At 32.5% G+C, this 21,019-nt stretch carries 28 protein-coding genes; 18 read left to right on the top strand and 10 right to left on the bottom strand.

From position 1 onward, the window contains the following. Nucleotides 1-33: 33 nt before the first annotated feature. The 7 genes from MY1_RS09375 to eif1A all read right to left on the bottom strand — a co-directional run bounded on the left by MY1_RS09375 (nt 34) and on the right by eif1A (nt 6,383). Nucleotides 34-1,818, bottom strand: coding sequence for a DNA integrity scanning protein DisA nucleotide-binding domain protein (locus MY1_RS09375; RefSeq protein WP_052296735.1), 1,785 nt, complete (start codon nt 1,816-1,818; stop codon nt 34-36). A gap of 45 nt (nt 1,819-1,863) precedes the next feature. Further along, nucleotides 1,864-2,682 (bottom strand): hypothetical protein, encoded by an 819-nt coding sequence (locus MY1_RS02390; RefSeq protein ID WP_007549975.1) that lies wholly within the window; start codon nt 2,680-2,682, stop codon nt 1,864-1,866. 2 nt (nt 2,683-2,684) lie between these two features. Then, a complete protein-coding gene (locus tag MY1_RS02385; RefSeq protein WP_007549973.1) occupies nt 2,685-2,939 on the bottom strand; it encodes a hypothetical protein in 255 nt (84 codons plus the stop codon). 211 nt (nt 2,940-3,150) lie between these two features. Next, nucleotides 3,151-4,050 carry a hypothetical protein gene (locus MY1_RS09370; RefSeq protein WP_007549971.1) on the bottom strand — a complete coding sequence of 300 codons (900 nt, stop codon included), beginning with the start codon at nt 4,048-4,050 and terminating at the stop codon, nt 3,151-3,153. 326 nt (nt 4,051-4,376) lie between these two features. Next, on the bottom strand, nt 4,377-5,591 hold the full coding sequence (locus MY1_RS02375; protein WP_007549970.1) for a helix-turn-helix domain-containing protein: 1,215 nt from the start codon (nt 5,589-5,591) through the stop codon (nt 4,377-4,379). A gap of 180 nt (nt 5,592-5,771) precedes the next feature. Beyond that, nucleotides 5,772-5,963 carry a cold-shock protein gene (locus MY1_RS02370; RefSeq protein ID WP_007549969.1) on the bottom strand — a complete coding sequence of 64 codons (192 nt, stop codon included), beginning with the start codon at nt 5,961-5,963 and terminating at the stop codon, nt 5,772-5,774. Between the two features lie 108 nt (nt 5,964-6,071). Continuing rightward, nucleotides 6,072-6,383 carry a translation initiation factor eIF-1A gene (gene eif1A / locus MY1_RS02365; RefSeq protein ID WP_048110302.1) on the bottom strand — a complete coding sequence of 104 codons (312 nt, stop codon included), beginning with the start codon at nt 6,381-6,383 and terminating at the stop codon, nt 6,072-6,074. 118 nt (nt 6,384-6,501) lie between these two features. Between eif1A and MY1_RS02360 the strand changes: the two genes are divergently transcribed. Together MY1_RS02360 and MY1_RS02355 are read left to right on the top strand one after the other, a co-directional pair. Beyond that, nucleotides 6,502-7,065, top strand: a complete 564-nt coding sequence (locus MY1_RS02360; protein ID WP_048109520.1) for a YkgJ family cysteine cluster protein — start codon at nt 6,502-6,504, stop codon at nt 7,063-7,065. 71 nt (nt 7,066-7,136) lie between these two features. Continuing rightward, nucleotides 7,137-7,637, top strand: coding sequence for an Lrp/AsnC family transcriptional regulator (locus MY1_RS02355; RefSeq protein ID WP_007549966.1), 501 nt, complete (start codon nt 7,137-7,139; stop codon nt 7,635-7,637). Here MY1_RS02355 and MY1_RS02350 read toward each other — a convergent pair. Beyond that, nucleotides 7,626-8,378, bottom strand: a complete 753-nt coding sequence (locus MY1_RS02350; RefSeq protein ID WP_048109513.1) for a response regulator — start codon at nt 8,376-8,378, stop codon at nt 7,626-7,628. The genes MY1_RS02355 and MY1_RS02350 overlap by 12 nt on opposite strands. 46 nt (nt 8,379-8,424) lie before the next feature. Continuing rightward, nucleotides 8,425-9,477: an alcohol dehydrogenase gene (locus tag MY1_RS02345; RefSeq protein WP_007549964.1), complete on the bottom strand. Its 1,053-nt coding sequence runs from the start codon at nt 9,475-9,477 to the stop codon at nt 8,425-8,427. 95 nt (nt 9,478-9,572) lie between these two features. Here MY1_RS02345 and MY1_RS02340 point away from each other — a divergent pair, with 95 nt between their 5' ends. The 12 genes from MY1_RS02340 to MY1_RS02285 all read left to right on the top strand — a co-directional run bounded on the left by MY1_RS02340 (nt 9,573) and on the right by MY1_RS02285 (nt 16,662). Further along, nucleotides 9,573-10,247, top strand: a complete 675-nt coding sequence (locus tag MY1_RS02340) for a hypothetical protein (RefSeq protein ID WP_007549963.1) — start codon at nt 9,573-9,575, stop codon at nt 10,245-10,247. 53 nt (nt 10,248-10,300) lie between these two features. Further along, complete coding sequence (gene scpB, locus MY1_RS02335) at nt 10,301-10,879, top strand: SMC-Scp complex subunit ScpB (RefSeq protein WP_007549962.1); 579 nt, start codon at nt 10,301-10,303, stop codon at nt 10,877-10,879. Between the two features lie 61 nt (nt 10,880-10,940). After that, nucleotides 10,941-11,321 carry a 30S ribosomal protein S8e gene (locus tag MY1_RS02330; protein ID WP_007549960.1) on the top strand — a complete coding sequence of 127 codons (381 nt, stop codon included), beginning with the start codon at nt 10,941-10,943 and terminating at the stop codon, nt 11,319-11,321. Nucleotides 11,322-11,325: 4 nt separating this feature from the next. Then, entirely contained in the window at nt 11,326-11,625 is a 300-nt protein-coding gene (locus tag MY1_RS02325) for a signal recognition particle subunit SRP19/SEC65 family protein (RefSeq protein WP_007549957.1), read from the top strand. A 74-nt stretch (nt 11,626-11,699) separates the two neighbouring features. Beyond that, complete coding sequence (locus tag MY1_RS02320; RefSeq protein ID WP_081470632.1) at nt 11,700-11,966, top strand: H/ACA ribonucleoprotein complex subunit GAR1; 267 nt, start codon at nt 11,700-11,702, stop codon at nt 11,964-11,966. Beyond that, complete coding sequence (locus MY1_RS02315; RefSeq protein ID WP_007549954.1) at nt 11,963-12,919, top strand: transcription initiation factor IIB; 957 nt, start codon at nt 11,963-11,965, stop codon at nt 12,917-12,919. The genes MY1_RS02320 and MY1_RS02315 overlap by 4 nt, the downstream gene beginning before the upstream one ends. A gap of 99 nt (nt 12,920-13,018) precedes the next feature. After that, entirely contained in the window at nt 13,019-13,789 is a 771-nt protein-coding gene (gene sufC / locus MY1_RS02310; protein ID WP_048109510.1) for a Fe-S cluster assembly ATPase SufC, read from the top strand. Between the two features lie 52 nt (nt 13,790-13,841). Next, entirely contained in the window at nt 13,842-14,057 is a 216-nt protein-coding gene (locus tag MY1_RS02305; protein WP_007549952.1) for a DUF167 domain-containing protein, read from the top strand. Between the two features lie 44 nt (nt 14,058-14,101). After that, nucleotides 14,102-14,779: a chlorite dismutase family protein gene (locus tag MY1_RS02300; RefSeq protein WP_048109508.1), complete on the top strand. Its 678-nt coding sequence runs from the start codon at nt 14,102-14,104 to the stop codon at nt 14,777-14,779. Beyond that, the gene (locus MY1_RS02295; RefSeq protein ID WP_007549950.1) at nt 14,779-15,324 is read left to right on the top strand and encodes a DUF1802 family protein; all 546 of its coding nucleotides are present in this window, start codon (nt 14,779-14,781) and stop codon (nt 15,322-15,324) included. Before MY1_RS02300 ends, MY1_RS02295 begins: the two co-directional genes overlap by 1 nt. Continuing rightward, a complete protein-coding gene (locus MY1_RS02290) occupies nt 15,321-16,316 on the top strand; it encodes an aldo/keto reductase (RefSeq protein WP_007549949.1) in 996 nt (331 codons plus the stop codon). Before MY1_RS02295 ends, MY1_RS02290 begins: the two co-directional genes overlap by 4 nt. Before the next feature lie 7 nt (nt 16,317-16,323). Then, nucleotides 16,324-16,662 (top strand): hypothetical protein, encoded by a 339-nt coding sequence (locus MY1_RS02285; protein ID WP_007549948.1) that lies wholly within the window; start codon nt 16,324-16,326, stop codon nt 16,660-16,662. Here MY1_RS02285 and ahbA read toward each other — a convergent pair. Then, entirely contained in the window at nt 16,659-17,675 is a 1,017-nt protein-coding gene (gene ahbA / locus MY1_RS02280) for a siroheme decarboxylase subunit alpha (protein WP_048110300.1), read from the bottom strand. The genes MY1_RS02285 and ahbA overlap by 4 nt on opposite strands. Nucleotides 17,676-17,781: 106 nt before the next feature. Here ahbA and MY1_RS02275 point away from each other — a divergent pair, with 106 nt between their 5' ends. Genes MY1_RS02275 through MY1_RS02260 form a run of 4 tightly spaced genes read left to right on the top strand, consistent with a single transcriptional unit; the run spans nt 17,782 to nt 21,017 of the window. Beyond that, a complete protein-coding gene (locus MY1_RS02275; protein WP_007549946.1) occupies nt 17,782-18,435 on the top strand; it encodes a precorrin-2 dehydrogenase/sirohydrochlorin ferrochelatase family protein in 654 nt (217 codons plus the stop codon). Continuing rightward, nucleotides 18,432-19,697 (top strand): glutamyl-tRNA reductase, encoded by a 1,266-nt coding sequence (gene hemA / locus MY1_RS02270; protein WP_007549945.1) that lies wholly within the window; start codon nt 18,432-18,434, stop codon nt 19,695-19,697. Before MY1_RS02275 ends, hemA begins: the two co-directional genes overlap by 4 nt. A gap of 31 nt (nt 19,698-19,728) precedes the next feature. Beyond that, nucleotides 19,729-20,709: a porphobilinogen synthase gene (gene hemB / locus MY1_RS02265; protein WP_048109506.1), complete on the top strand. Its 981-nt coding sequence runs from the start codon at nt 19,729-19,731 to the stop codon at nt 20,707-20,709. Beyond that, entirely contained in the window at nt 20,706-21,017 is a 312-nt protein-coding gene (locus tag MY1_RS02260) for a hypothetical protein (protein ID WP_007549941.1), read from the top strand. Before hemB ends, MY1_RS02260 begins: the two co-directional genes overlap by 4 nt. Nucleotides 21,018-21,019 lie beyond the last annotated feature (2 nt).

Genomic DNA, 21,019 nt, shown 5'->3' with positions numbered 1-21,019 from the left:
ATCAAGATTAGATTAATTATGTATTTCTGATTCTTACTCATCAATAAAATATGAGTCATCCATATCGGGGTTAGGTTTCAAATCATTCCACATGATAAATATCCTATAGGGATCACTTTTCTCTTTATTGTTACATATTGCTTTGATTTTGTTTATCTCGTCACATTGTTCTTGAGATAGATAAAATTTGTGTACATCAAACCAACGCATTATATCATGATATTCTTCACTATCCAGAACATCTTTTTCAAATTGAATTCTTAATCTGTTTAAATATTCTTCAATATCGTTTTTCTTGATCCTAGATAATAAATCGGGATACAAATCTACCATCCCGTCTTCAGATATTATTACTGCGATACATTTTTTCTTATTATTCTCTACATATCTGATTGCTGAATTATATCTTGCACCTCTTTCGGAAGTTCCTTTATTTGTTGACATTCCATCAAGTATAGCACCAATAGAATGACAAATTCCTTTACTATCCAACAGCGTGGCCCCATCAATTGATGTAACATTTCTTATCAATGACTCGTTTAACAGAGTTGGATTTACCATGGTAGATTGATTTTTTAGTCTAATGGCCTCTTTTTCTGCCTCACTTGAAATAATCAAAAGCGTGCCATGTTTTTGAGTTGTTGCAATATCTACAATACTCCATAACCTTTCAATGTCTTCAGAAGATATTTCTTGAAATGTTCTCTCTAACAAGTCGTTAAAAATATCTTTATTGATCTTTAATTTCGGTATCTTTGGATTAGTATTTTCAACAGATAACATCGTATGAGAACCATGAATCAATTCCCATTTCTGTGCACCACTAAAATTAATTGTCAGTAGATTTTTATTTTTTTCATCATATTTTCCTTTGATTTTTCCTAATCCTAAAATTTGTAATCCATCACTGTATAATGACAAATCTCTTGAAGCAATTTCTAAAAGTTTTCTAATTTTTCTGTACTCTGTTAATTGAACAGGCGATGCTAATTTTAAAACAACTTCCAAATTTGGATGTTCCTCTTCTTTACATACAATTAATTTTCCATTACTAGCATCACCCTCATATTTTAGTGAGGATACATAATTACAAGTGTTCAAAAAATTCCATGACCCTCTTGATTCACATACTGTAAAAATTATAGAGCTGACAAAATCTGAAGCAGCTATCCGCATGACTTCTTTTTCATCTGTTAAAATATTCTGCGGTGCTGTAGCAGCTCTTGGTCTATACATTGTATCTAATGACTCGCCTAAAAAGACCCATATCAAAGAATCAAGAAGAGATATGCGGGAAAACTTACTTGTTCCTTCTAATCCATAAAAAGAATTGTAGTCATCCTCATCAAATTGTAATACGACAAAAATCTCATAACCTTCAAGATGTACGGATTGAGAAACAAATGACATTACTTTTTTTCCTTCAAAATTTTTATCAACTAATTGTTGAACAGCACTACGTATAGAATCTCTTTTTACTTTAGCATGATGATTCTCATGAATATAGGGCATTCCATATAACATATTTCGTCTTCCATCTTTCTCCCAAATTGAATTAGCTACACTATCTACATCATTAAATAATTCGAGATTAATTCCACATTCTTCAGGCTGTATGCATATGGGAAATTGAACATATTCTGCCCCCTCTTTCTTCTCTCGTAAAATTCCTATCAAAAATACTTGTGGTTTTAATTTAGGAGAAATTTCTTGAAATAATTCTTCAGCGTAATTCTGGATACTATCTCGTGTGGAATGTTGATGTGCCCACATGAAATAGGTTAAAGGAACCCCACGATACATGTTATAATTTGACATGATTCACGTTATTCAACATTATCCAACGTGTTATTCTATGATACGTCAATGATTATTATAATCAACGTAGTTTTCAAAGCTAAATGTCCCATCAAAATTATAACATCTTGCAAAATCTAAATCATAAGCATTAGCAATTTTATTTGAGAATAATTTTACAATCTCTTCTATTTTATAATCAGTTAATCCATTCAAACTGACTTCCTTTTTTATTAAGATATTTCGGTGATATGTTTTTGTGACGTTATGATTACTACTGTCATCATAAATTCCTCCCCATATTCTATTCTCATTAATTTTACCTTTGAATCCAGTAAGACTAAGGACATCACTATTTCTAACAATTATTCGCAAGTCTATGTTTCCAGAAAAGCCTAGTTTTGTATAATATTTTTTTAAAAAATACAAAAAACACCAAAAAGCAATAGTTATTCTTCCCAAACTAACTCCATAAGGATCATCTTTTCTATTTCCATATATCATTGGAAATGCAAATCCTTGTTCTATGAATCCATTTTCATAAAATTCAACATACTGTCTAACACGATCGTTAAAATCATCATTTAAAATCAATGAATCGATATCAAAATGCGTTTTAGATACTCTAAGATAGTTAATTTCATATTCTTGAATTGTAATGTTGGAATTCTCTTTAATCCATTGAATGTGACTTGAATCTTTAACATTGATTTCCATTAGATCAGTTGGACATGATGAAAATAATACAAACGGTACTTTGGCTTTAGATTCTGAATTTGTTTCATCATGTAGATTTTCTGAATTGTGATTAAGACCAAAATCTTCAGATTCTGGATTAAACAAATGTCTAAATTCTAGAAATTGTTCAAAAGGCTTCTTTTCCATAGTTACTTTACTTTAGCTTGCTCTATTTTCTCTTTAATTAATTCAAACAGATTGGATTGAATGTTTCCCTTATCATGTTCCTTGTCAAGAAGTAATTTTAATTCCAGTATCACTTTTTCTACATTTTCTAACTGCTTTTGATATTTTTCTTTCTCTGCTCTTTCTTTCATTACATCGCTTCTTGCACTCATAGCATCCATGCTTGCACTATCTGCTCTGTTCTTTTCCCAAAATGGATAACTTCCTCCATAACCCATGTCAACTATTACGGCTTTTTACTATGTAATGTTTTGGTAATATTATCATCAAATTAATCCAAAAAAGATCAAATTGACAGTCTCTGTCTAAACATAAAAGTAAATCTGATTGCTGATAGGAAGAAGATATGGTTTGAGAAATTGAGTGATGTTAAATGGTGGAAAGATATAGATTCTATACAAATTTCGTTAAATCATCTAAAATAATCTTTTATACATCTGCAAGTGAAAACCCAGTTTCACTTTCAATTATTTTGCCTTCTCGATTCAACATATCGAGATATCGCAAACAGGATACTCTAGGTAGATGAGTTATTTTGGAAATTTTTATCATTAGTCTATCTTTATCTATAAATTTCTCCCCTTTGTTGAATTCATCTCGCATTATATCTAAAATCATATTTTTTCGTTTTTCCCGTCTTATCACAGCTGCTTCATCGTTTAGAGTTGTATATCCTCTGGAACTACCTGAGCCTACCACCCCGCCAGAACCTCCACCCCCACCAGCTCCACCACCACCTATACCTCCACCAAAATCAAATGACGTTCTTGGCCTTCGAACTTCATCATATATCCGTCGAATTTCTGATTTCAAATCTTTCAATTCCAAATTTATGTCCGATTCCATTCCATTTGTATTAATTTGAAATCCAGAAAAATCAGTAAGTATTGATTTTGAGGCGGATTCTGGATCTTTTTCAACATTTTCAATTTGTTTTTTTAATTCTTTCTTAGCATCCGTCCATTGTCTTGCCAAACTCATATCTAATGAAATTGCTCGTTTATCATAAATATCAAATGGCATCTTTTGTCCTTCTGCTTTTATTACAATTACTGGTTTTTGAATTGCATTTCTAATTGCTAATTCATAGAATACATTAGGATTTAAATCTGAAACATCTGCAATTACTAATTCTGAATTAATTATATGAGTTACAATATCATAAGAAATTGATCCAGGCGTGCCAATTTTATCAGCACGTATAACTTCATCAAAACCTACTTCTTTTAGAATGGGTTCAAAAACTAAATCGAATTTTTCATTTGCGAGTTCTCTCGTTTCACTTCCTTTTTCACCAATACTAGAAATAATAAAACATGTTTTTCCCATAAGTTGATTTGTTAATATTATGTGATGAATATAATGTAGATCATTACTTTATGATAAACTTACTCTCTCATTCATATCCAACAAATCATAACTAATCATTACTTAGTCCATCTGAAAAAATTGTGCTTAAAGAGGGAGGGATTGCCTTTTTACACACAGTCGATAAATTCCTTTACACTTTGTAATATTGTTTTTTCATATCTTCTTAAAATCATCAAAAAAAGGTCAAATGACACCTCTCTGTCTATACCCCATTGAAAAGACGCTGGCAATCAAATTTGAACCCAACTTTGATAGAATCCATAATTCGTTCAAACTACTACGATTTAGCCAATTATTTCAAGTATCTTCTCAGGAGGAATCTGACCATAACTTTTCTTTAGTTCATCAATTGTGTTCCATCCACCAACCTCTGCAATCAAACCAAAATTGTAATCAGTCTTTGAGAGCCAGTAATGCGCGCCGATGTGACGTAAAGCATGATTTGGTCTGTCTTGAAAATATGAATTTTTTCCAAGATGAGAGTAAATCTGTTTTAGCTGATTTGAAATCATATTGTTAAATCTGTACTTTGGTAAAGTAGACTCGTAAATTTTACCATGTCCTCTGCTCTTTAGCAAATCAATGCTTTTCTGAGTGTCTTTTCTTGTGATGTACTTTATCCATTTGCCTCCCTTGATGTGTCTTGTTTTTGTCTCAAATGCAGTCATGATGTATGTTGTTTTATTAGATGGACTGACATGTTTTGTATAATCAAGACTCATGTTGTATAGTGCGCCAAGCCTTGCACAGCTTTCAATGCCAATCCAGAACCAGCGGTAAATGTCTGAATCAATTCCAAACCTTTCTTTTATGAAATAATCTGCCTTGTTTATCTCTTCATCTGTCAGTCGAATGTCGCTGTACTTTCCATGGTTTTGCACCTTTTGCGACATGATCCCATTTGTACCGCGTGGCCAACTCATGCCATGGTATCTGCAAAAATCCCTTACTCCCTGAACACGATAGTATGTGACATTTCGAATGTTTGAGGACGGTTTTGTACCGCGATTATCACGTAATGCATTTCCATGACGGTACATCTTGACATACTGGCGAAGAATTATCTCTGTGTTTTTTTCTGATATGAGCAGTTTCTTTGGTAGTATCTTGCATGTGTTGCAGACAGATTCAACTGATCTCAGTCTTGTCCTCCATGTCTTTATTTGCTCTCCGCTCTTTCTTGTAAGAAGATCATCAATCCATTCAGACACCAGAGGATCGCTAATGATTGGATTAGATGAGCTGAACCTGTAAAACTTTGATTCAGAATTCTCCTTTGGTAAGACAAGTTTGCCTGAGGATATTGGTATTGACTTTACTCCTTTCATCTTTCTGATGTATCTGTATACTGTATCTCGTGAGACTTGTAATGTCTTGGCAGTCTCAGTTATGGAAAGTGGATACGGCTTTGAGCCCTTACCTGTAATTAAATCATAGATCTCATTTGTGATTTTTTCTTCTGTTGATTTGTGTCCGTAAAGCCTGATGACACATCTCATGAAATGATACCCTCCAAAAAGAAGGTCATACTGAAATTTTTTTCAGATATGAAAGTGTCAGATGAACAGTATGATCTAGCCTCCATACCTTACACTTGAATGTATTTTAAAAATAATAAAAAAATAGACTAATTTAAGAAAACAATGATGAACTCTTAAATTAATAAAAATATCTATTGTCTATGCTGTTTTTTTGACTTTTTGAGCAGCTGGTCCTTTTTGACCTTCGCCGACTACAAACTCGACTTTATCGCCTTCATTGATGAATCCATCAACATCTGATTTGTGAACGAATAGATCGTCACCAGATTCTCTTTCGATAAAACCAAAGCCTTTTGTGCGGTTGAACCACTTTACGGTGCCTTGTTCCATTTGATTAGTTACAGAATTATTCCGTATATTAAGATAAGTTATCAAAATAGATCTGACAAAAGACAACGATATTCAAACCAAAGTTAGCATAAATACGAATAAATGAATTTAGAAGTCTTTGGCAATGTGATTGTTATCTTTTAACCATTCAACTTGTGGCAAGGTAAATCTCCAAACAATGTCACCTCGTTCAGCCTCATTGAAATCCCAAGGTGCAATTATGACAATGTCATTATCACGTATCCAAACTCTACGCTTCAGTTTACCTCGAATTCTACCTCTTCGGGTAACACCATCGGTACATTTTACCATGACGTTTTCGCCTCCAAGCATTTTAAGAACACGGCCAAACATCTCACCTTCTTCAGGCAAACGTATTTCTTTTAATGCACTTTCATTTTTGACTTGGCGCTTACCCATAGCATACACTACAGTTATGAGCATATAACTGTGGGGATTATTTGAACAAAAATATCAGAAGTTTTTTATAAATTTGACACTTACAAGGAATTTTATTCGTATAGAATAAAAATATCTCATGGAATTTAGTTGTATTAAGGATTGTTCTCAGTGTTGTATCGAAAGAGAATATTATCCTAATAAAAAATTTGGAAAGATTGGAGTGTTAATACTACCAGAAGAAAAAGAAAAGATAGAAGATCTTGCAAAAATAAATGGATTAGAAATATCAGTTTTACCAAGAATAGGGATATCAGAAAATGGAGAATCTAGTCCAACAAAGATATTAGCATATCAATTAATGGGAATAGAATCAAATGGGAACACATGTCCGTTTTTAGATACTAAAACATCAGATAGATCACCTCATGGGGGATTTCCATGCAAAATATACAATAAACGACCTCTTGCATGTATGACTTACCCATTAATAGAATCAGAACCAATAACACTAGATCAAAAATGTAAATTTTGTAAAGAACATGGTACCGCAGATAAAAATTTGAATTCAGAAATAGAATCATTATTAAAAATCAAAACAAAAATGACAACAGACGCTCCTCTCATATGGAGATATGCTACTGGGATCGGAGAAGAATCAGATACAAGTCAAATAAAAACAGGCTGGATTCTAGAAGAATAGTTATAGAGAAATCAGACATGTTAGTGATGTTTTAAGCAAAAATTCAAAAGCATGTAAAAGATCATTCTTCTATGAGTGATGACATGTGGTCAGATTTAGATAAAGTAGACCAAAAAATCATTGAAATTCTTAACAACAATGCAAGAACACCATCTAAAGAAATTGCATCAGAATTAAAAAAATCTGGTCACGATGTATCAGATAGAACAATTAGAAAGAGAATAGAAAGACTAGAAAAAAGTGGGATCATCAAAGGATACAAAGCTGTACTAACAGACGTATCTGGAATTAACGAATATCAAACCATCTTAATGAAATTAAAACCATCAAAATCACTAGACTCGATTAAAGATTCAATTAAAGAATTTATTACAAAATTAGACAATTATCTTCTTATTGCAAACATGGATGGAGAGTGGAATATGTTGGTGATGATACAAGTAGATTCTGGAAAATCAAACACCGCACAAAAAATCGTTGAGAAATTTTCTGACGAATTAATCGATTACAGAATAAACGTAGTAGATATCAAAGATGTGAATATTTTAAACATGTCTTTATTATTGTTGTAATAAGGAATATTCAGATTCAGCAATACTAATTGCATTTTTTATTTCATCAAGAGTGAATGGTTTTTGAATAAATGCAGATACCCCAGAACTAATTGTCTTATTTACTCGCTGGGTAGTTTTTTCATCAGCTGTAATTACAATAATTTGTAGATCGAGATTTTCTTTTAATAATTTTGTAGCAACCACGTCCCCTTCTAAATCAGGAAGCCCCATATCCAAAAGCACGATTGGATTTTTATTTGTAGAAAATAGTTTTTGACATCCTTTTATTCCATCTTTTCCATTTTCATAAAGTAAAATTTCACCATATCCTAATTTTTCTACATAATTTTTTAGTTTCATCGATACAGCTTTACTATCGTCAATAATTACAACAGGTCTAAAAACTTCAATGGTTGAAGAAATCACCGATTTTGCTTTTTGATATGAAATTTTTGCTTTATCGTATTCACCAAGAATTAACAGGCATTTTGCAGCACATAATAATGAACCTTGAACATTTTTTGACGTTTTATTTTGAGAGTATTCTAAAAATAAATTACAAGCTTTTTCAATTTCTTCTTTGGATTCTTTACTTTGCCTAGTTTTACATTCTGCAGCTAACATGTACAAGAAAGCAGATTTTAGATGTTCAGTTTTTTTTATAGATTCAGCTTGATTTAGAAATAAATTATGAGCGGTGATGAATTGTTTATTTTTCAAATGAGTTAATGCTACTTCATAATTCACCTTGGAAGTCATAATCACGGTATAATTTTTTTATGTTATAACATTTTGTAGTATCTGATCAAGGATTAATCACTGCACGGCCGACAATCTTACGTGCTTTAAGATCCTCTAAAGCAGTGTTTGCAGCATCAAGAGAGTATCTCTTTGAAATCATTGGATTAATTGTTCCTTTTCGAGCTAAATCTAACAGTTCAACCATATCAGTATAATTTCCAGTATAAGCTCCTTGGATTATAATAGATTTTAGAGGAATTGTAACTAGAGATAACTCCATAGAGCCCCCAAACAAACCAACTAAAACAAGATTTCCTCTCTTTCTTAGAACTGCTAGCCCCATTTTTGCAGTGGGAGGAGCATTTACAAAATCAACAACACTATCAGCACCTTTTCCATTACAAGTTGAAATTATTTTTTGAGTGGTATCAGGATCTTTGGAATTGAAAACAAAATCAGCACCCATTTTTTTTGCTATTTCTAATTTTTGATCATCTAAATCTACACAAATAATTTTAGATTTTGTAATAGAGTGTGCAATTTGTACACCCATCAAACCCAATCCACCTGCACCAATTATGACCAAAAACTCAGGTGAATTTTGATTTGATTTTTTAATTGCATTATAAGCTGTTAAACCGGAACATGCAAGTGAAGTTGCAGATTCTGGATCCACGCCATTTAGTTTTGCCAAATATTTGAAATCAGGAACAAGCGAGTATTGAGAATATCCACCATCTTGAAAAACACCAAGAGACTTTGGCGCATCACATAAATTTTCATTTTCTACTTTACAAGCAGGACATACACCACATCCGATCCAAGGATAAACTAAAACTTCATCGCCTTTTGAATAACCCTTTACATTATTACCTAATTCTTCTACAGTTCCAACAATTTCATGTCCAGGAGTTACAGGATATTTCACTCCTCTATCAGTCACTTTCATAAATTTACCATCACCTAAATCATATCCACCCTCCCAAAGGTGCAGATCACTATGACATACGCCTACGGCTTTAACTTTGACTAGAACTTGATTATCTTTAGGATGAGGGGTTTCTGTTTCAACAAGCACTAAAGGCTCATTAGGACCAGTAATCCTAGCAGATTTCATAATGATATAATTCGGTCTTAACAATATAAGAGTTGACTGGATAAAAGAAAAAAATAGAGCCCTTAGATATTATTGAATAAAAATAGACAAAGTATGTGAGCGAAGAACAGACTCCTAACGGCATTTCCCAAGCACCTGTAAATATTTTGTTTAATCCATCATCTGTTGCTAAAAAAGATGTGTGGGATATTGATCTTATTCAAATTCTTGATTTATTAATTAAAATCCTTGAAAAAAGTGGGAAAAAAGATCTTAGAGTTGCAGGAATGGCTGCATTATCATCTTCTTTGATTTATAGAATGAAGGTAGAAAGTATTTTTGCATTACAACGTGCTGCAATGGAGAAAAAACCAATCAGACAAAGAACAGATGTAGACATAGAGTTAATCGACATACCATATAGACACGAATCAACCTATCCTGTTTCATTAGATGATTTGTTAGGATTATTACAAAATTTGATTGGTACGATAGCCAATCCGCAATCCAGAAGAAACAAGTTGAATATAGAACCAATAGAAGCTCCAGATTTTCAAGAGTATTTTATTTCTCTTGAAAACATTATTGGAAAATATGAAGATTTGATTATTAAAAAAATTACAGATTTGGGATACGGTATGCTTCAAGACATAATAAAAGATCTTGATGGAGTTGATTCGATTAGATGTTTTTTTGCAATTCTGTTTTTGGCAAGAGATGAAAAAATAGACTTGGAGCAAATAGAAGACGACATCAAAATCATTCTGATAAAGGAGAAGTTAACAAACTGATCAAAAATGAAGAAAGGATTTCTTTAAGTAGATTTTGTAGGAAAAATAGATAATTGGTAAAAAACGATTTAAATGATGAAGCAATAGCTAGAATCGAAGCAGCGCTTTATTCTGCAGGAAGACCCTTAAAAATAGAGGATCTGATCAGAGCTTCAGGCACAGAATCACGAACAAAAACATACGAAATTCTCAACGAGTTAATGAAAAAGACAAAATCAGCATTTAAGGCATTGGAGATAGTCACACTCCCTGACGGTTCATATGTATTTCAATTAAAACCAGAATACAGTTCAACAATCAAAAGATATGCGTCAAAACCCATTCTTCCAAATGCAACCCTAAAGACATTATCATACATTGCATATATGCAACCAATTTCATCAAAGCAACTTGTTGAAACTAGAGGTTCTGGAGTATACGAACATCTTAAAGAATTAAGGCAGTTAGACTTTATCACTCATCAAAATGTAGGTAGATTAAAAATTTACAATACAACAGAAAAATTCCAAAAATATTTTGGCATACAAGGAGATGTAGAAAATCTCAAACAGAGACTGTTTTCCAAAGTGAGAAAAACAGCAAAGATGTCAGAAACAAACCCCTCTGCTGAAATAATCACAAAACTAAACTAAACAAATTATCTAAGCCTATTTTTTGCGTTTTGTATAAATTAGAGTAATTAAAAGAGCATTCGTGCGAAAATCAGTAGAAAATCTTGCAACCAGCAAAATAACTGGAGGTAGAAGAAAGCCAGCAAGAATTAGAAGAAAATACGAAATTGATAGATATCCAAATGAATCAGTCACAGGTGCACAAATAACAGTGACCAGAAGAGTAAGAGGAAATAATAAAAAAACAGCTTTGAAAACAATTGATTTTGTAAACTTAGCAACAGGAGATTCCAAAGTTAAGAAAATTAAAATTCTCAAAGTATTAGAAAATGCTACAAACAATGATTATCAAAGAAGAGGCATCATTACAAAAGGTGCAATATTAGAAACAGATGCAGGAAAATGTAGAGTTGTTTCTAAACCAGGACAAACAGGAATAGTTAACGCAGTTTTAATAAAGTGATAAAATGAAAGATTACGAACATGTCGTAATCTGGCTAGATTATTTTAACAAGACATTACCAAGAGCTAAAGGAAGGAAATTAGAAAAAGAGAAATGTGTTTTTGATCCTTCACTAAAAGAATTAACAGAAGCTGCACAAGCAGCAGGATTTGAAATCACAGAGACTGATGAAAAAGTAAGATTTCCAAGAAGACCATATGTCAGGTCAGGTTACATAATTTTACCAAAAGGAACTACTAAGACAAATATTCTTAACAAGATTTCAGAAAAATTAGTTTCAAAAAGAGCCAAGCAAACAAAATAAAATCAAATCTAGCTCTTAGCTAAAGTAAAGTTGACAGAAGTCTATGATAACAATATCATGATTACAGTTTCTAATTGCAGGAGGTAGGTGAAATAATGCACTTAGCCGGTAGCGGCAGAGTGATCATTCAGCTGACTGAAAAGTTAGATGAAGGAGCAATACTCTGTGACGAGACAGGAACTAAAGTAGCAAAAGTAATGGAACTAATCGGTCCAATAAAAAGACCGTTTGCGTCAGCAACTCCATTAACAAATAATATCAAAAAATACATTGGCAAAAGCGTTTTTGCATTTGAACATTCTCCTGCAAACACACAAAAATTTAGGAGAAGAAGAAAATGAACATATTACAAACCCAAAGCTGTCCTGAATGTAAATCATCATTAGTAGATGACATTCAGAATGGTGAAATAATCTGCTCTGGTTGCGGCGTAGTTGTTGCAGATCAGATGGTAGATTATGGTCCAGAAACAAAGAGCTCAAATCTCGAAGACAAGATGAAGCTAGCAAGAGCAACAGGACAAACAACTTATTCTCAACATGATTTGGGAATAACAACTGAGATATCAATTAGCACAAAGGACTTTAGTGGAAAAACAATCAACCATCAAGTTGCTAATCAAATGCACAATCTCAGAAAATGGCAACAAAGAGTACGCGTTTCTTCACCAAGAGAAAGAAGATTGGCAAATGTTTTATCAAAAATGGGTGAGACATGTGATGGTCTAAATCTTTCAAAAAATGTCTTGGAAACAGCTTCTATGATTTACAGAAACTTGGATGGACATGTAGAGGTAAAAGGAAAATCTGTATCAAGCATTACAGCTGCTACAATCTACATGGCATGTAAACAATGTGACGTTGTAAGATCATTAGAAGAAATTTGTAGAGGAATATGTGCACCAAAAGATGTCAAGTCAAAAACAAAACTTGCAGCAAAATACTATAGAACCATGGTAATGGAAATGGGTCAAATAAGCGCCCCAGTTGTTACTATGAACAAATACATCTCAAAGATTGCAAACATGACACAAACTGAAGTTAGAGTTGAAAGACTAGCCTTAGAAATAGCAGAAAAAACTAAAGACAGTAATATTGCAGACGGAAAAGCACCAAACGGAATTGCAGCCGCGTATCTGTATGTAGCCTCAGTTTTGTTAGGACAAAATGTCCTTCAAAGAGACGTCTCAAGTATTGCAGGTGTCACAGAAGTAACAATCAGAAACAGATGTAAAGAGATTCTAACATGCTATAAACTCAAAATTACTTTGAGACCGTCTCTGGCCAAATTTTAATCCCCCCCCTCTTTTCATTTTATTATTTATTTTAGAAAATTCTATTAGGATTAGCTAAATTTCGTCGGTATTATATATAGAAAGAATCAAAATTGAATTATGGCAGTGCTTGAGATTAAAGATCTTCATGTTACTCGTGAGGGTAAAGAAATTCTCAAAGGAGTAAATCTGAAAACAGGCCCAGGAGAAGTACATGCAATCATGGGGCCAAACGGTTCTGGAAAAAGTACTTTAGCATATACATTACTTGCACATCCAAAATATGAGGTTACTAAAGGAGATATTTTGTTAGATGGAGAAAGCATTTTAGAATTATCAGCTGATGAGCGTGCAAAAAAAGGATTATTCTTAGGATTTCAATATCCTACCGAAGTTTCAGGTGTTGGTTTTTCACATTTTCTTAGAACAGCTTACAATTCACTAAGTAAAGCACTTCAAGGTGATGACAGAGAAGTATTCATCACAGTAAGAGAATTTCAGAAATACCTCAAAGATAATTTAAACAAGGTTGGATTAAAAGAAGAATTTCTTTCAAGATATCTAAACGAAGGGTTTTCAGGTGGAGAAAAGAAACGTGCTGAAGTATTGCAAATGGCAGTTTTAAAACCAAAGATTTCAATTTTAGATGAACCAGACTCTGGGTTAGATATCGATGCAGTTCAAGCAGTTGCACAAGCAATTAGCAAGGTTGCTGGAAAAGATTCTACAATAATTGTAATTACACATTATGCAAGAATTTTGAAATTTTTAGATAAACTAGATTATGTCCACGTATTTGCAAGAGGTCAAGTTTTAAAGACTGGTGACGCATCCCTTGCAGACAAATTAGAAAGCGAAGGATATGATTGGGTTTTAGAACAAAAAGCATAATCAATTTTAATATATTTTTAAAAAGAATAAGCGTAAATGATTTTTGATATCATTGTCGCTATTCAAAGTTAATGTAGAGTTTAACAAAGAATTTTTCAGTATTGAGAAAGACCAAATCACCATAGGAATAAAAACAAAACCCATCAAAGGGAAAGCTAATAAAGAAATTATTAAAAAAATTGCAAAACATTTCAAAGTTTCAACATCAATGATTCAAATAAAATCAGGACATAAGTCAAGTCAAAAAATCATACAAATACAAGATTAGAGAATCTAGTTTTTGTTTAAATAGGGTTTTAAAAATGGAAAAGCATGGAATCAAATAACGAAGAGCAGTATTTTTTTAATTTCTCGTTTTTCAAGGTAGATCCCAAATGGAGATGGATGGCAGATTTAGCTAAAGCTGAATCTGCAAAAGAAGTAGAAAATGTAATTAAAAATTCAGGGATAAAATTTAGAACATATTCAACATTAGGATTAAGAGATGATGCAGACTTTTTGTTTTGGTTTGCAGCAAAAACTGTAGATGAGATTCAAAAGGTAATTGAAAAACTATACACGACGGTTTTTGGAAAATATATCATACCAGCAAAAACGTATTTGTCTTGCACTAGACCTTCAATCTACATAAAATCTGGAAAACCGTTAGGGTTTATCGTAGATGAAGAAATGAAAAAACATGTAATAGTTTATCCATTTACAAAAACCAGAGAATGGTATCTATTACCAAAAGAAGAAAGACAATCAATAATGGATGAGCATATTGAAGTTAGCAGGAAATACCCACAGATCATACTTAATACAACATATTCTTTTGGCATTCATGATGAAGACTTCATGTTAGCATTTGAAGTGGACGAAATCAGAGATTTTCAAGATTTGATAATGGATTTGAGAGAAACAAGAGTTTCAAAATATGTACAAAAAGATACTCCAATGATCGTATGTGTTAAAAAAGACATTGTTCCTTTGATAGGAAGTCTTGGATAGTGGAATCTCTAAAAGAATGGGCAACTATTGTTAGTGCACTAGAAAACGGTGATCAAACAGTTCTTTTAAGAAAAGGTGGGATATTAGATGTCACATCAGGATTTAGGATTGAATCAAAAAAGTTTCTATTGTTTCCCACACAAGAGCATCAAGAATACAATCACATAAAACCACAATTTCATAAATATCTCGAACAAGTAAAATCAAACCCACCAAAAAACGGATTTAACAGAATTACATCGTATGCTGAAATATTGGCAGAAATAGACATTTCAGTAGAAGAGACAATAAAAAAATTATCCTCATTTCATATTTGGAGTGATTCCTACATCAATGAAAGAAGAAATTGGAAACCAGAAAATCCTATGAAAGTCATGTTTTTAAAAGTCTACAAGATTCCGGAATTAAGTATACCATTAAAATCTGAATACCAGGGTTGCAAATCTTGGATAAACATAAATGAAGAAATTACAGAGGGGAAAACTGTTTTGAGTAATACAGAAATTGAATCAAAACTAGATGAGTTCAAGGAGATAGTAAATTGAAGTATAAGACATTAGGGAGAAGCGGAATCAAAGTATCTGAAATTGGATTTGGGGCATGGACACTAGGTCTCGATTGGTGGGGTAAGAAAATAGAAGAAGATGAAGGAAAACGAATGCTCAAAAAAGCATACGATTTAGGAATTAATTTCTTTGAAACAGCTGATATGTATGGTAAAGGAATAACCGAGAAACTAATTGGACAAGTTTTCAAAGGAATGAGAAATGAAGTAGTAATTTCGACAAAATACGGATATGATTTTGCAAATGCAGAGCAAATAGGACATGCAGAACTACCTCAAAGTTTTGAACCAGAGTTTACAAGAAAGGCACTTAGTGCATCACTTGAAAGACTACAAACAAATTATGTAGATGTTTATGGATTACATAATCCAAAATTAAATCACATTAGAGATAACACCACTTTTAATTTATTTGATAATTTAATCCAGGAAGGAAAAATAAAAGCGTCACAAGTTGCACTTGGTCCAGCAATAGGATGGGCACAGGAAGGACTAGAAGCTATGGAAAGAAAAAGTGTCACAGCAGTTCAAACAGTGTATAATATTTTAGAACAAACACCAGGAAATGAATTAATTGAAAAAGCAGAGAAACAAAATGTTGGAATTTTAGTCAGGGTACCTGATGCATCAGGAATTCTCACAGGCAAAGTAAAAGCAGAGACGGTAATTCCAAGCAATGATCATAGAAAAGACAGAAAACAAGAATGGAGGCAAGAGGCACTAAAAAAAGTAGAACAGTTCAGACCAATTGCTGAACGAAACGGATTAAACATAACAGAATTTGCAATTAAATTCATTTTATCAAAAAAATCAATCGGATCTGTCTTACCCACAGTTGTAAGTGTTGAAGAAATTGAATCATTTGCAGCAATATCAGACGGTAAATATCTGAATTCCTCAGATATGAAAGAGATTGATGACTTGTATAATACATGGCCTACATACGAATTAAAAGCAACTCAAGCAAATTAGTTTTCAAATGGACAAATCATTAGATGTCATAAAGACATTAGAGATTATAGACAGAATGAAATTTGCAAAGATTGGAGAATATAAAAAATGGAATGCCATAGTTAAAAAAATTAAAAATAATGCGGAACTAAGTCCTTTAGATTTAAAATATTTTTCAAGCATGACAAGAATTTACAAAAATTCAAACAAAACTGTGAGAAGTAAAGCATACCACACAAAACTATCAAAACAGGATGAAAAACCACCATGTAAGATTTGTAGGAATAATTCAGAGTATTATTGCAACATGAATGATCAATACTTTTGTATGATTCATGTAGTAGGACACGATGAAAACGAATTCTAAGATGCTGAGATTGTTTCTTCTAAAGTAAAATTATTTTCAACAAAATATTCAACACGGGTCTTTTTAAATTCACGTGTACTAAACAATATTTTGTAATCATCCACATTAATTTGATTTTGAATAGTTTTTGCAACCTCTCCTGCTTCACTTTCAGATTTACAATGAATCATAGAAAATACACTATATGGCCAATCAGGATATGTTGGTCTTTGGTAACAATGACTGACTTGAGGGAAAGCACCTAATTTCGAACCAACTTCTGAAATTTTATCATCAGGTACATTCCAAACAATCATGCCATTAGCTGTAAAACCAACTTCCCTATGTCGCAAAATTGCGGCAAATCTTCTCATAACTCCAATTTCCTCATAATACTTTAGTTTATCAAATAATTCACTTTCAGTGAGTCCGAGTTTTTTTGCAGGAATTAAAAATGGTCTATCAACAATATCCATATCTTTTTGCAATTCACGGATGAATTCTTTGTCTTCTTCAGTAGGAACAAATTTTATATTTTTAATTTCTTTTTTTGCTTCAGTTGGTGCAATATCATGTTTTTTTTCATCAACCATATCCAGTTTTACTCCAATTTTGAACAATTGGATTGTTGGAAGCATTCTAACTTTTTTAATCCCTTTTAAAACAGAAAATTTGTCAACCTCAGATTTCAAATCTGAACCAGGTGGCACAGCTAAAGTAAACCATAGATTAAACTGATGATCCCGTTCATAGTTATGACTTACACCAGGATGACGATTAATTTGATTTGCCACATATTCTAATTTATTAGATTCAATCTCCATTGCCACCAATGAGCTTTTGTAACCAAGTCGTCTTGTATCAAATATGGCACTAAGCTGTCGCAGTACTCCAATTTTTTTTAGATTCACTAGTCGTTCTTTTATTATTTCAGGAGTAGTTTCAAATTTTTTTGCAATGTCGTCAAAAGGCATTGGGGTGAGTGGAAAAGTCCATTGAATCTCATTAAGAATTTCCTTATCCAGATCATCCATGGATTGAGTCAATATAACACCAATCTCATCATTCAATTAAAAATGTAGCTAGGGCATTACGCATTAGTGTTTAATGTATAAATAGAAACAATTATTGTTTTGATCGGTGATAGTTAATCTAAATCTTCAGGGCAAAGTAGTTATCGTCATCGGAGGAGGAAACGAAGCACTAAAACGAATTAATTCATTATTAAAAGAAGAGTGTCAGATCATAGTAATTAGCAATACGATAAACAATCAGATAAAAAACCTAATAAAAAATAAAAAAATTAAATTTAAAAAACAAAATGTCCAAGATACATCTATTCTTTCAATCCATAAACCATACATGGTAATCACAACAACAAATGATAAAAAACTAAATCAAAAAATAATTAATGATGCCAAAAGTAAAAAAATCATAGCATATAGTTCTGATAATCCAGAATTAAGTGATTTTTCGAATCCTGCAATTATAGATTTTGAAAATTTAATTCAAATTGCAATATTTACAGGTGGAAAAAGTCCAGCAATGGCTAAAAAATTGAGAATTGAATCAGAGAGAGTATTCAAGAAGTTAATTACAAAAGAAGAAATCAGTCAAATGAAAATTCAGAATATTGTAAGAGAAATTGCAAAAAATAAGATCGCCAAACAAAATGAAAGAAAAAACTACCTCAATAGCATAATGAGTAACAAAGAGATCAAACAGTTAATAAAAGAAGGTCAGCTGAAAAAAGCAGAAAATCAAGCTAGATCAATATTGAGGAACTGGAAATGAACCAAAACATAATCAATGCAAGGATTACTTTTCGTAACGCACCTATTCATATTCTTGAAAGATTTACCATAAGGGACTTAGAAAATGCATATGTTCACTTCAAAAAACATTCAGGGTTAGAGGAATGTGTAATTATTCAAACATGTAATAGAATAGAACTGTTTGGTAAAGCAAAAAATTACAACATTGACAAAATTAAAAAAACATGGGCCTCATTAACTGGACTGGAAGAAGAAGCATTTGAAGAAAACATAGAAGTTGTTGAAAACCTGGAAGCTATTCATCACCTACTAAAACTCACATCAGGATTAGATTCAATGGTCATAGGAGAAGAGCAGATTCTAGGACAGATAAAAAACTCCATAACATCGGCTAGAAATGCAAAGGCGTCTGGTCAGCACCTAAATAATTTATTTGATAAAGCAATCAGAATAGGAACAAGAATTAGGAATTCCTCAGGAATTAATCGTGGAGGCATCTCAGTTGGATCAATGGCAGTAAAATTAGCTGAAGAAAACGTAGACGAGTTAAAACTAAAGAAAATTTTGCTAATTGGAACTGGCGAGGTATCAACGCTTGTTGCAAAATCACTTGCACGAAGAGGATATGATTTTGTTGTAACTAGCAGGACAATGGATAGATCCCAGGCATTTTGTGAAACCATGGGAGGAAAACCTGTAAAATTCGAAGATGTCTTATCTGGATTTGAAAATTATGATGTATTATTTGTCGCAACAACTGCTCCTTACTTTTTAGTTACTCAAGAAAGAATAGTAAAAGCAATGAAAATAAAGAAAAGTGGAATGATGATTCTAGATTTATCAAACCCTAGAACAGTTGATGAGAAAGTTGCAACTATAGGTGCAGTGAAATTAATGAATTTAGATCAAATTGCCGAGATGGTTGAAAAAAATATGAAATCACGATTAAACAAGGTAAAAAGTGTTGAAAATATAATTAGTGAGGAAGTATCTGTACTAGAGGCCTCAATGAAAAGATTAGATGCAGAACCATTGGTAAAAGATGTCTTCAAAAATATAGATTCTCTAAGAGTAAAAGAATTACAAAAAGCACTTCAAATGCTTAATGAAAAAGATGAGAAAAAAATCAAAATTATTGAAGAATTGACAAAGGCTGTAGTAGAAAGTATCGTATCAACACCTATGAATAATATCCGCAAGGCATCAGAACAAGGTGAGCCAGATATTATCGAAATGGCAAGTAAATTATTTGACTATAAAAAACAAAAAGAATTAGACTAGAATTATATCTGACCCAGAATAAATTTTGATGATGTCATTTCCAACCAGACGACTTCGTAGATTAAGAACATCAGAAAAAATGCGAGAATTAATTCAGGAAACCACTTTAACACCAAGAGATCTAATTTGTCCAGTATTTGTTCAAGAAGACCTCAAATCTCGAATAAAAGTTGAATCAATGTCAGAAATTGAGAGATTACCTTTAGAAGACATCAATGACGAAATTGGAACAATCTCTGATCTAAACATCCCATCTATCATGCTGTTTGGAATTCCTACAAAGAAAGATGATGCAGGTACTTCGGCATTTGATGATAAAGGAATTGTTCAAAAGGCGATTTCTCAGATTAGAGAAAATTTTGGGGATAAAATAGTAATCATGGCAGATGTATGCTTATGTCAATTTACATCAACAGGTCATTGTGGAATAATCAAGGGAGATAAAGTAGATAACGACTCTAGTCTAGAAACACTAGCAAAAATTGCAGTCAGTCAAGCAAAAGCTGGTGTTGATACTGTTTCACCATCTGCAATGATGGACGGACAAGTATCTGCCATTAGAAAAGCATTAGACGAAGAAGGTTTCAAAGATGTGTCCATAATGTCGCATTCTGCAAAACACCGTTCATCATTTTATTCACCATTTAGAGATGCAGCAGAATGTGCACCAAAGTTTGGAGATAGAAAGACGTACCAAGTTCCATTTACAAATGCACGTGAAGCAATGATGGAAGTTGAAATGGACATCAACGAAGGAGTAGATATTGTAATGATTAAGCCAGCTTTAGCATATCTTGATTTGATAGCAGAAACTCGTAGAAGATTCAATGTTCCAGTTGCAGCATATAGTGTATCTGGAGAATATGCATTAGTTAAAGGCGCATCAAAACAAGGCTGGATAAATGAAAAAGACATTACAGAAGAGATACTTTATTCAATTAAACGAGCTGGTGCAGACATGATTGTAACATATTTTGCAAAATCTGCAGCAAAGTTTCTTCAAAAAGCATGAGAAACGATGAACGTTTTGAGATAGAAAGGGCTTTTGATTTATTACCACACATAGTAGGCTCAAGCTGGGCAGTAATTTGGTTTAGATTAAACAAAATTAAAAATCCTACTCGTGAAGAGTATAGGAAAAAAGTTTTAGAATACCTAAAAATGATGGAACCTGTCTTTGAATCATACAAAACAGACAAAGGTCTTACAGAGATAGCAAAATACATTGAATCAAGAAAACAAGAAGAATATCATAAAATTATTTCTGGGACAAACGTAGAAGTTGAGAAGAGATATAATCGATATATTGACTATGGATAAAA

It is taken from the genome of Nitrosarchaeum koreense MY1 (genome assembly GCF_000220175.1).
Classification (GTDB): domain Archaea; phylum Thermoproteota; class Nitrososphaeria; order Nitrososphaerales; family Nitrosopumilaceae; genus Nitrosarchaeum; species Nitrosarchaeum koreense.
The sequence above is the reverse complement of the archived record's forward strand: the minus strand, read 5'-3'. Positions and strand labels throughout refer to the sequence as shown.

Excerpts from the sequence above, each read along its gene's own strand:
- MY1_RS02300 (WP_048109508.1), top strand. The coding sequence starts at position 14,102 with ATGGAATCAAATAACGAAGAGCAGTATTTTTTTAATTTCTCGTTTTTC.
- MY1_RS09370 (WP_007549971.1), bottom strand. The coding sequence starts at position 4,050 with ATGGGAAAAACATGTTTTATTATTTCTAGTATTGGTGAAAAAGGAAGT.
- MY1_RS02370 (WP_007549969.1), bottom strand. The coding sequence starts at position 5,963 with ATGGAACAAGGCACCGTAAAGTGGTTCAACCGCACAAAAGGCTTTGGT.
- MY1_RS02315 (WP_007549954.1), top strand. The coding sequence starts at position 11,963 with ATGAACATATTACAAACCCAAAGCTGTCCTGAATGTAAATCATCATTA.
- MY1_RS02285 (WP_007549948.1), top strand. The coding sequence starts at position 16,324 with ATGGACAAATCATTAGATGTCATAAAGACATTAGAGATTATAGACAGA.
- hemB (WP_048109506.1), top strand. The coding sequence starts at position 19,729 with ATGTCATTTCCAACCAGACGACTTCGTAGATTAAGAACATCAGAAAAA.
- MY1_RS09375 (WP_052296735.1), bottom strand. The coding sequence starts at position 1,818 with ATGTCAAATTATAACATGTATCGTGGGGTTCCTTTAACCTATTTCATG.
- hemA (WP_007549945.1), top strand. The coding sequence starts at position 18,432 with ATGAACCAAAACATAATCAATGCAAGGATTACTTTTCGTAACGCACCT.
- MY1_RS02390 (WP_007549975.1), bottom strand. The coding sequence starts at position 2,682 with ATGGAAAAGAAGCCTTTTGAACAATTTCTAGAATTTAGACATTTGTTT.
- MY1_RS02350 (WP_048109513.1), bottom strand. The coding sequence starts at position 8,378 with ATGACTTCCAAGGTGAATTATGAAGTAGCATTAACTCATTTGAAAAAT.
- MY1_RS02355 (WP_007549966.1), top strand. The coding sequence starts at position 7,137 with ATGAGTGATGACATGTGGTCAGATTTAGATAAAGTAGACCAAAAAATC.
- MY1_RS02260 (WP_007549941.1), top strand. The coding sequence starts at position 20,706 with ATGAGAAACGATGAACGTTTTGAGATAGAAAGGGCTTTTGATTTATTA.
- MY1_RS02360 (WP_048109520.1), top strand. The coding sequence starts at position 6,502 with ATGGAATTTAGTTGTATTAAGGATTGTTCTCAGTGTTGTATCGAAAGA.
- MY1_RS02325 (WP_007549957.1), top strand. The coding sequence starts at position 11,326 with ATGAAAGATTACGAACATGTCGTAATCTGGCTAGATTATTTTAACAAG.
- MY1_RS02345 (WP_007549964.1), bottom strand. The coding sequence starts at position 9,477 with ATGAAATCTGCTAGGATTACTGGTCCTAATGAGCCTTTAGTGCTTGTT.
- eif1A (WP_048110302.1), bottom strand. The coding sequence starts at position 6,383 with ATGGGTAAGCGCCAAGTCAAAAATGAAAGTGCATTAAAAGAAATACGT.
- MY1_RS02375 (WP_007549970.1), bottom strand. The coding sequence starts at position 5,591 with ATGAGATGTGTCATCAGGCTTTACGGACACAAATCAACAGAAGAAAAA.
- sufC (WP_048109510.1), top strand. The coding sequence starts at position 13,019 with ATGGCAGTGCTTGAGATTAAAGATCTTCATGTTACTCGTGAGGGTAAA.
- ahbA (WP_048110300.1), bottom strand. The coding sequence starts at position 17,675 with ATGGATGATCTGGATAAGGAAATTCTTAATGAGATTCAATGGACTTTT.
- MY1_RS02385 (WP_007549973.1), bottom strand. The coding sequence starts at position 2,939 with ATGGGTTATGGAGGAAGTTATCCATTTTGGGAAAAGAACAGAGCAGAT.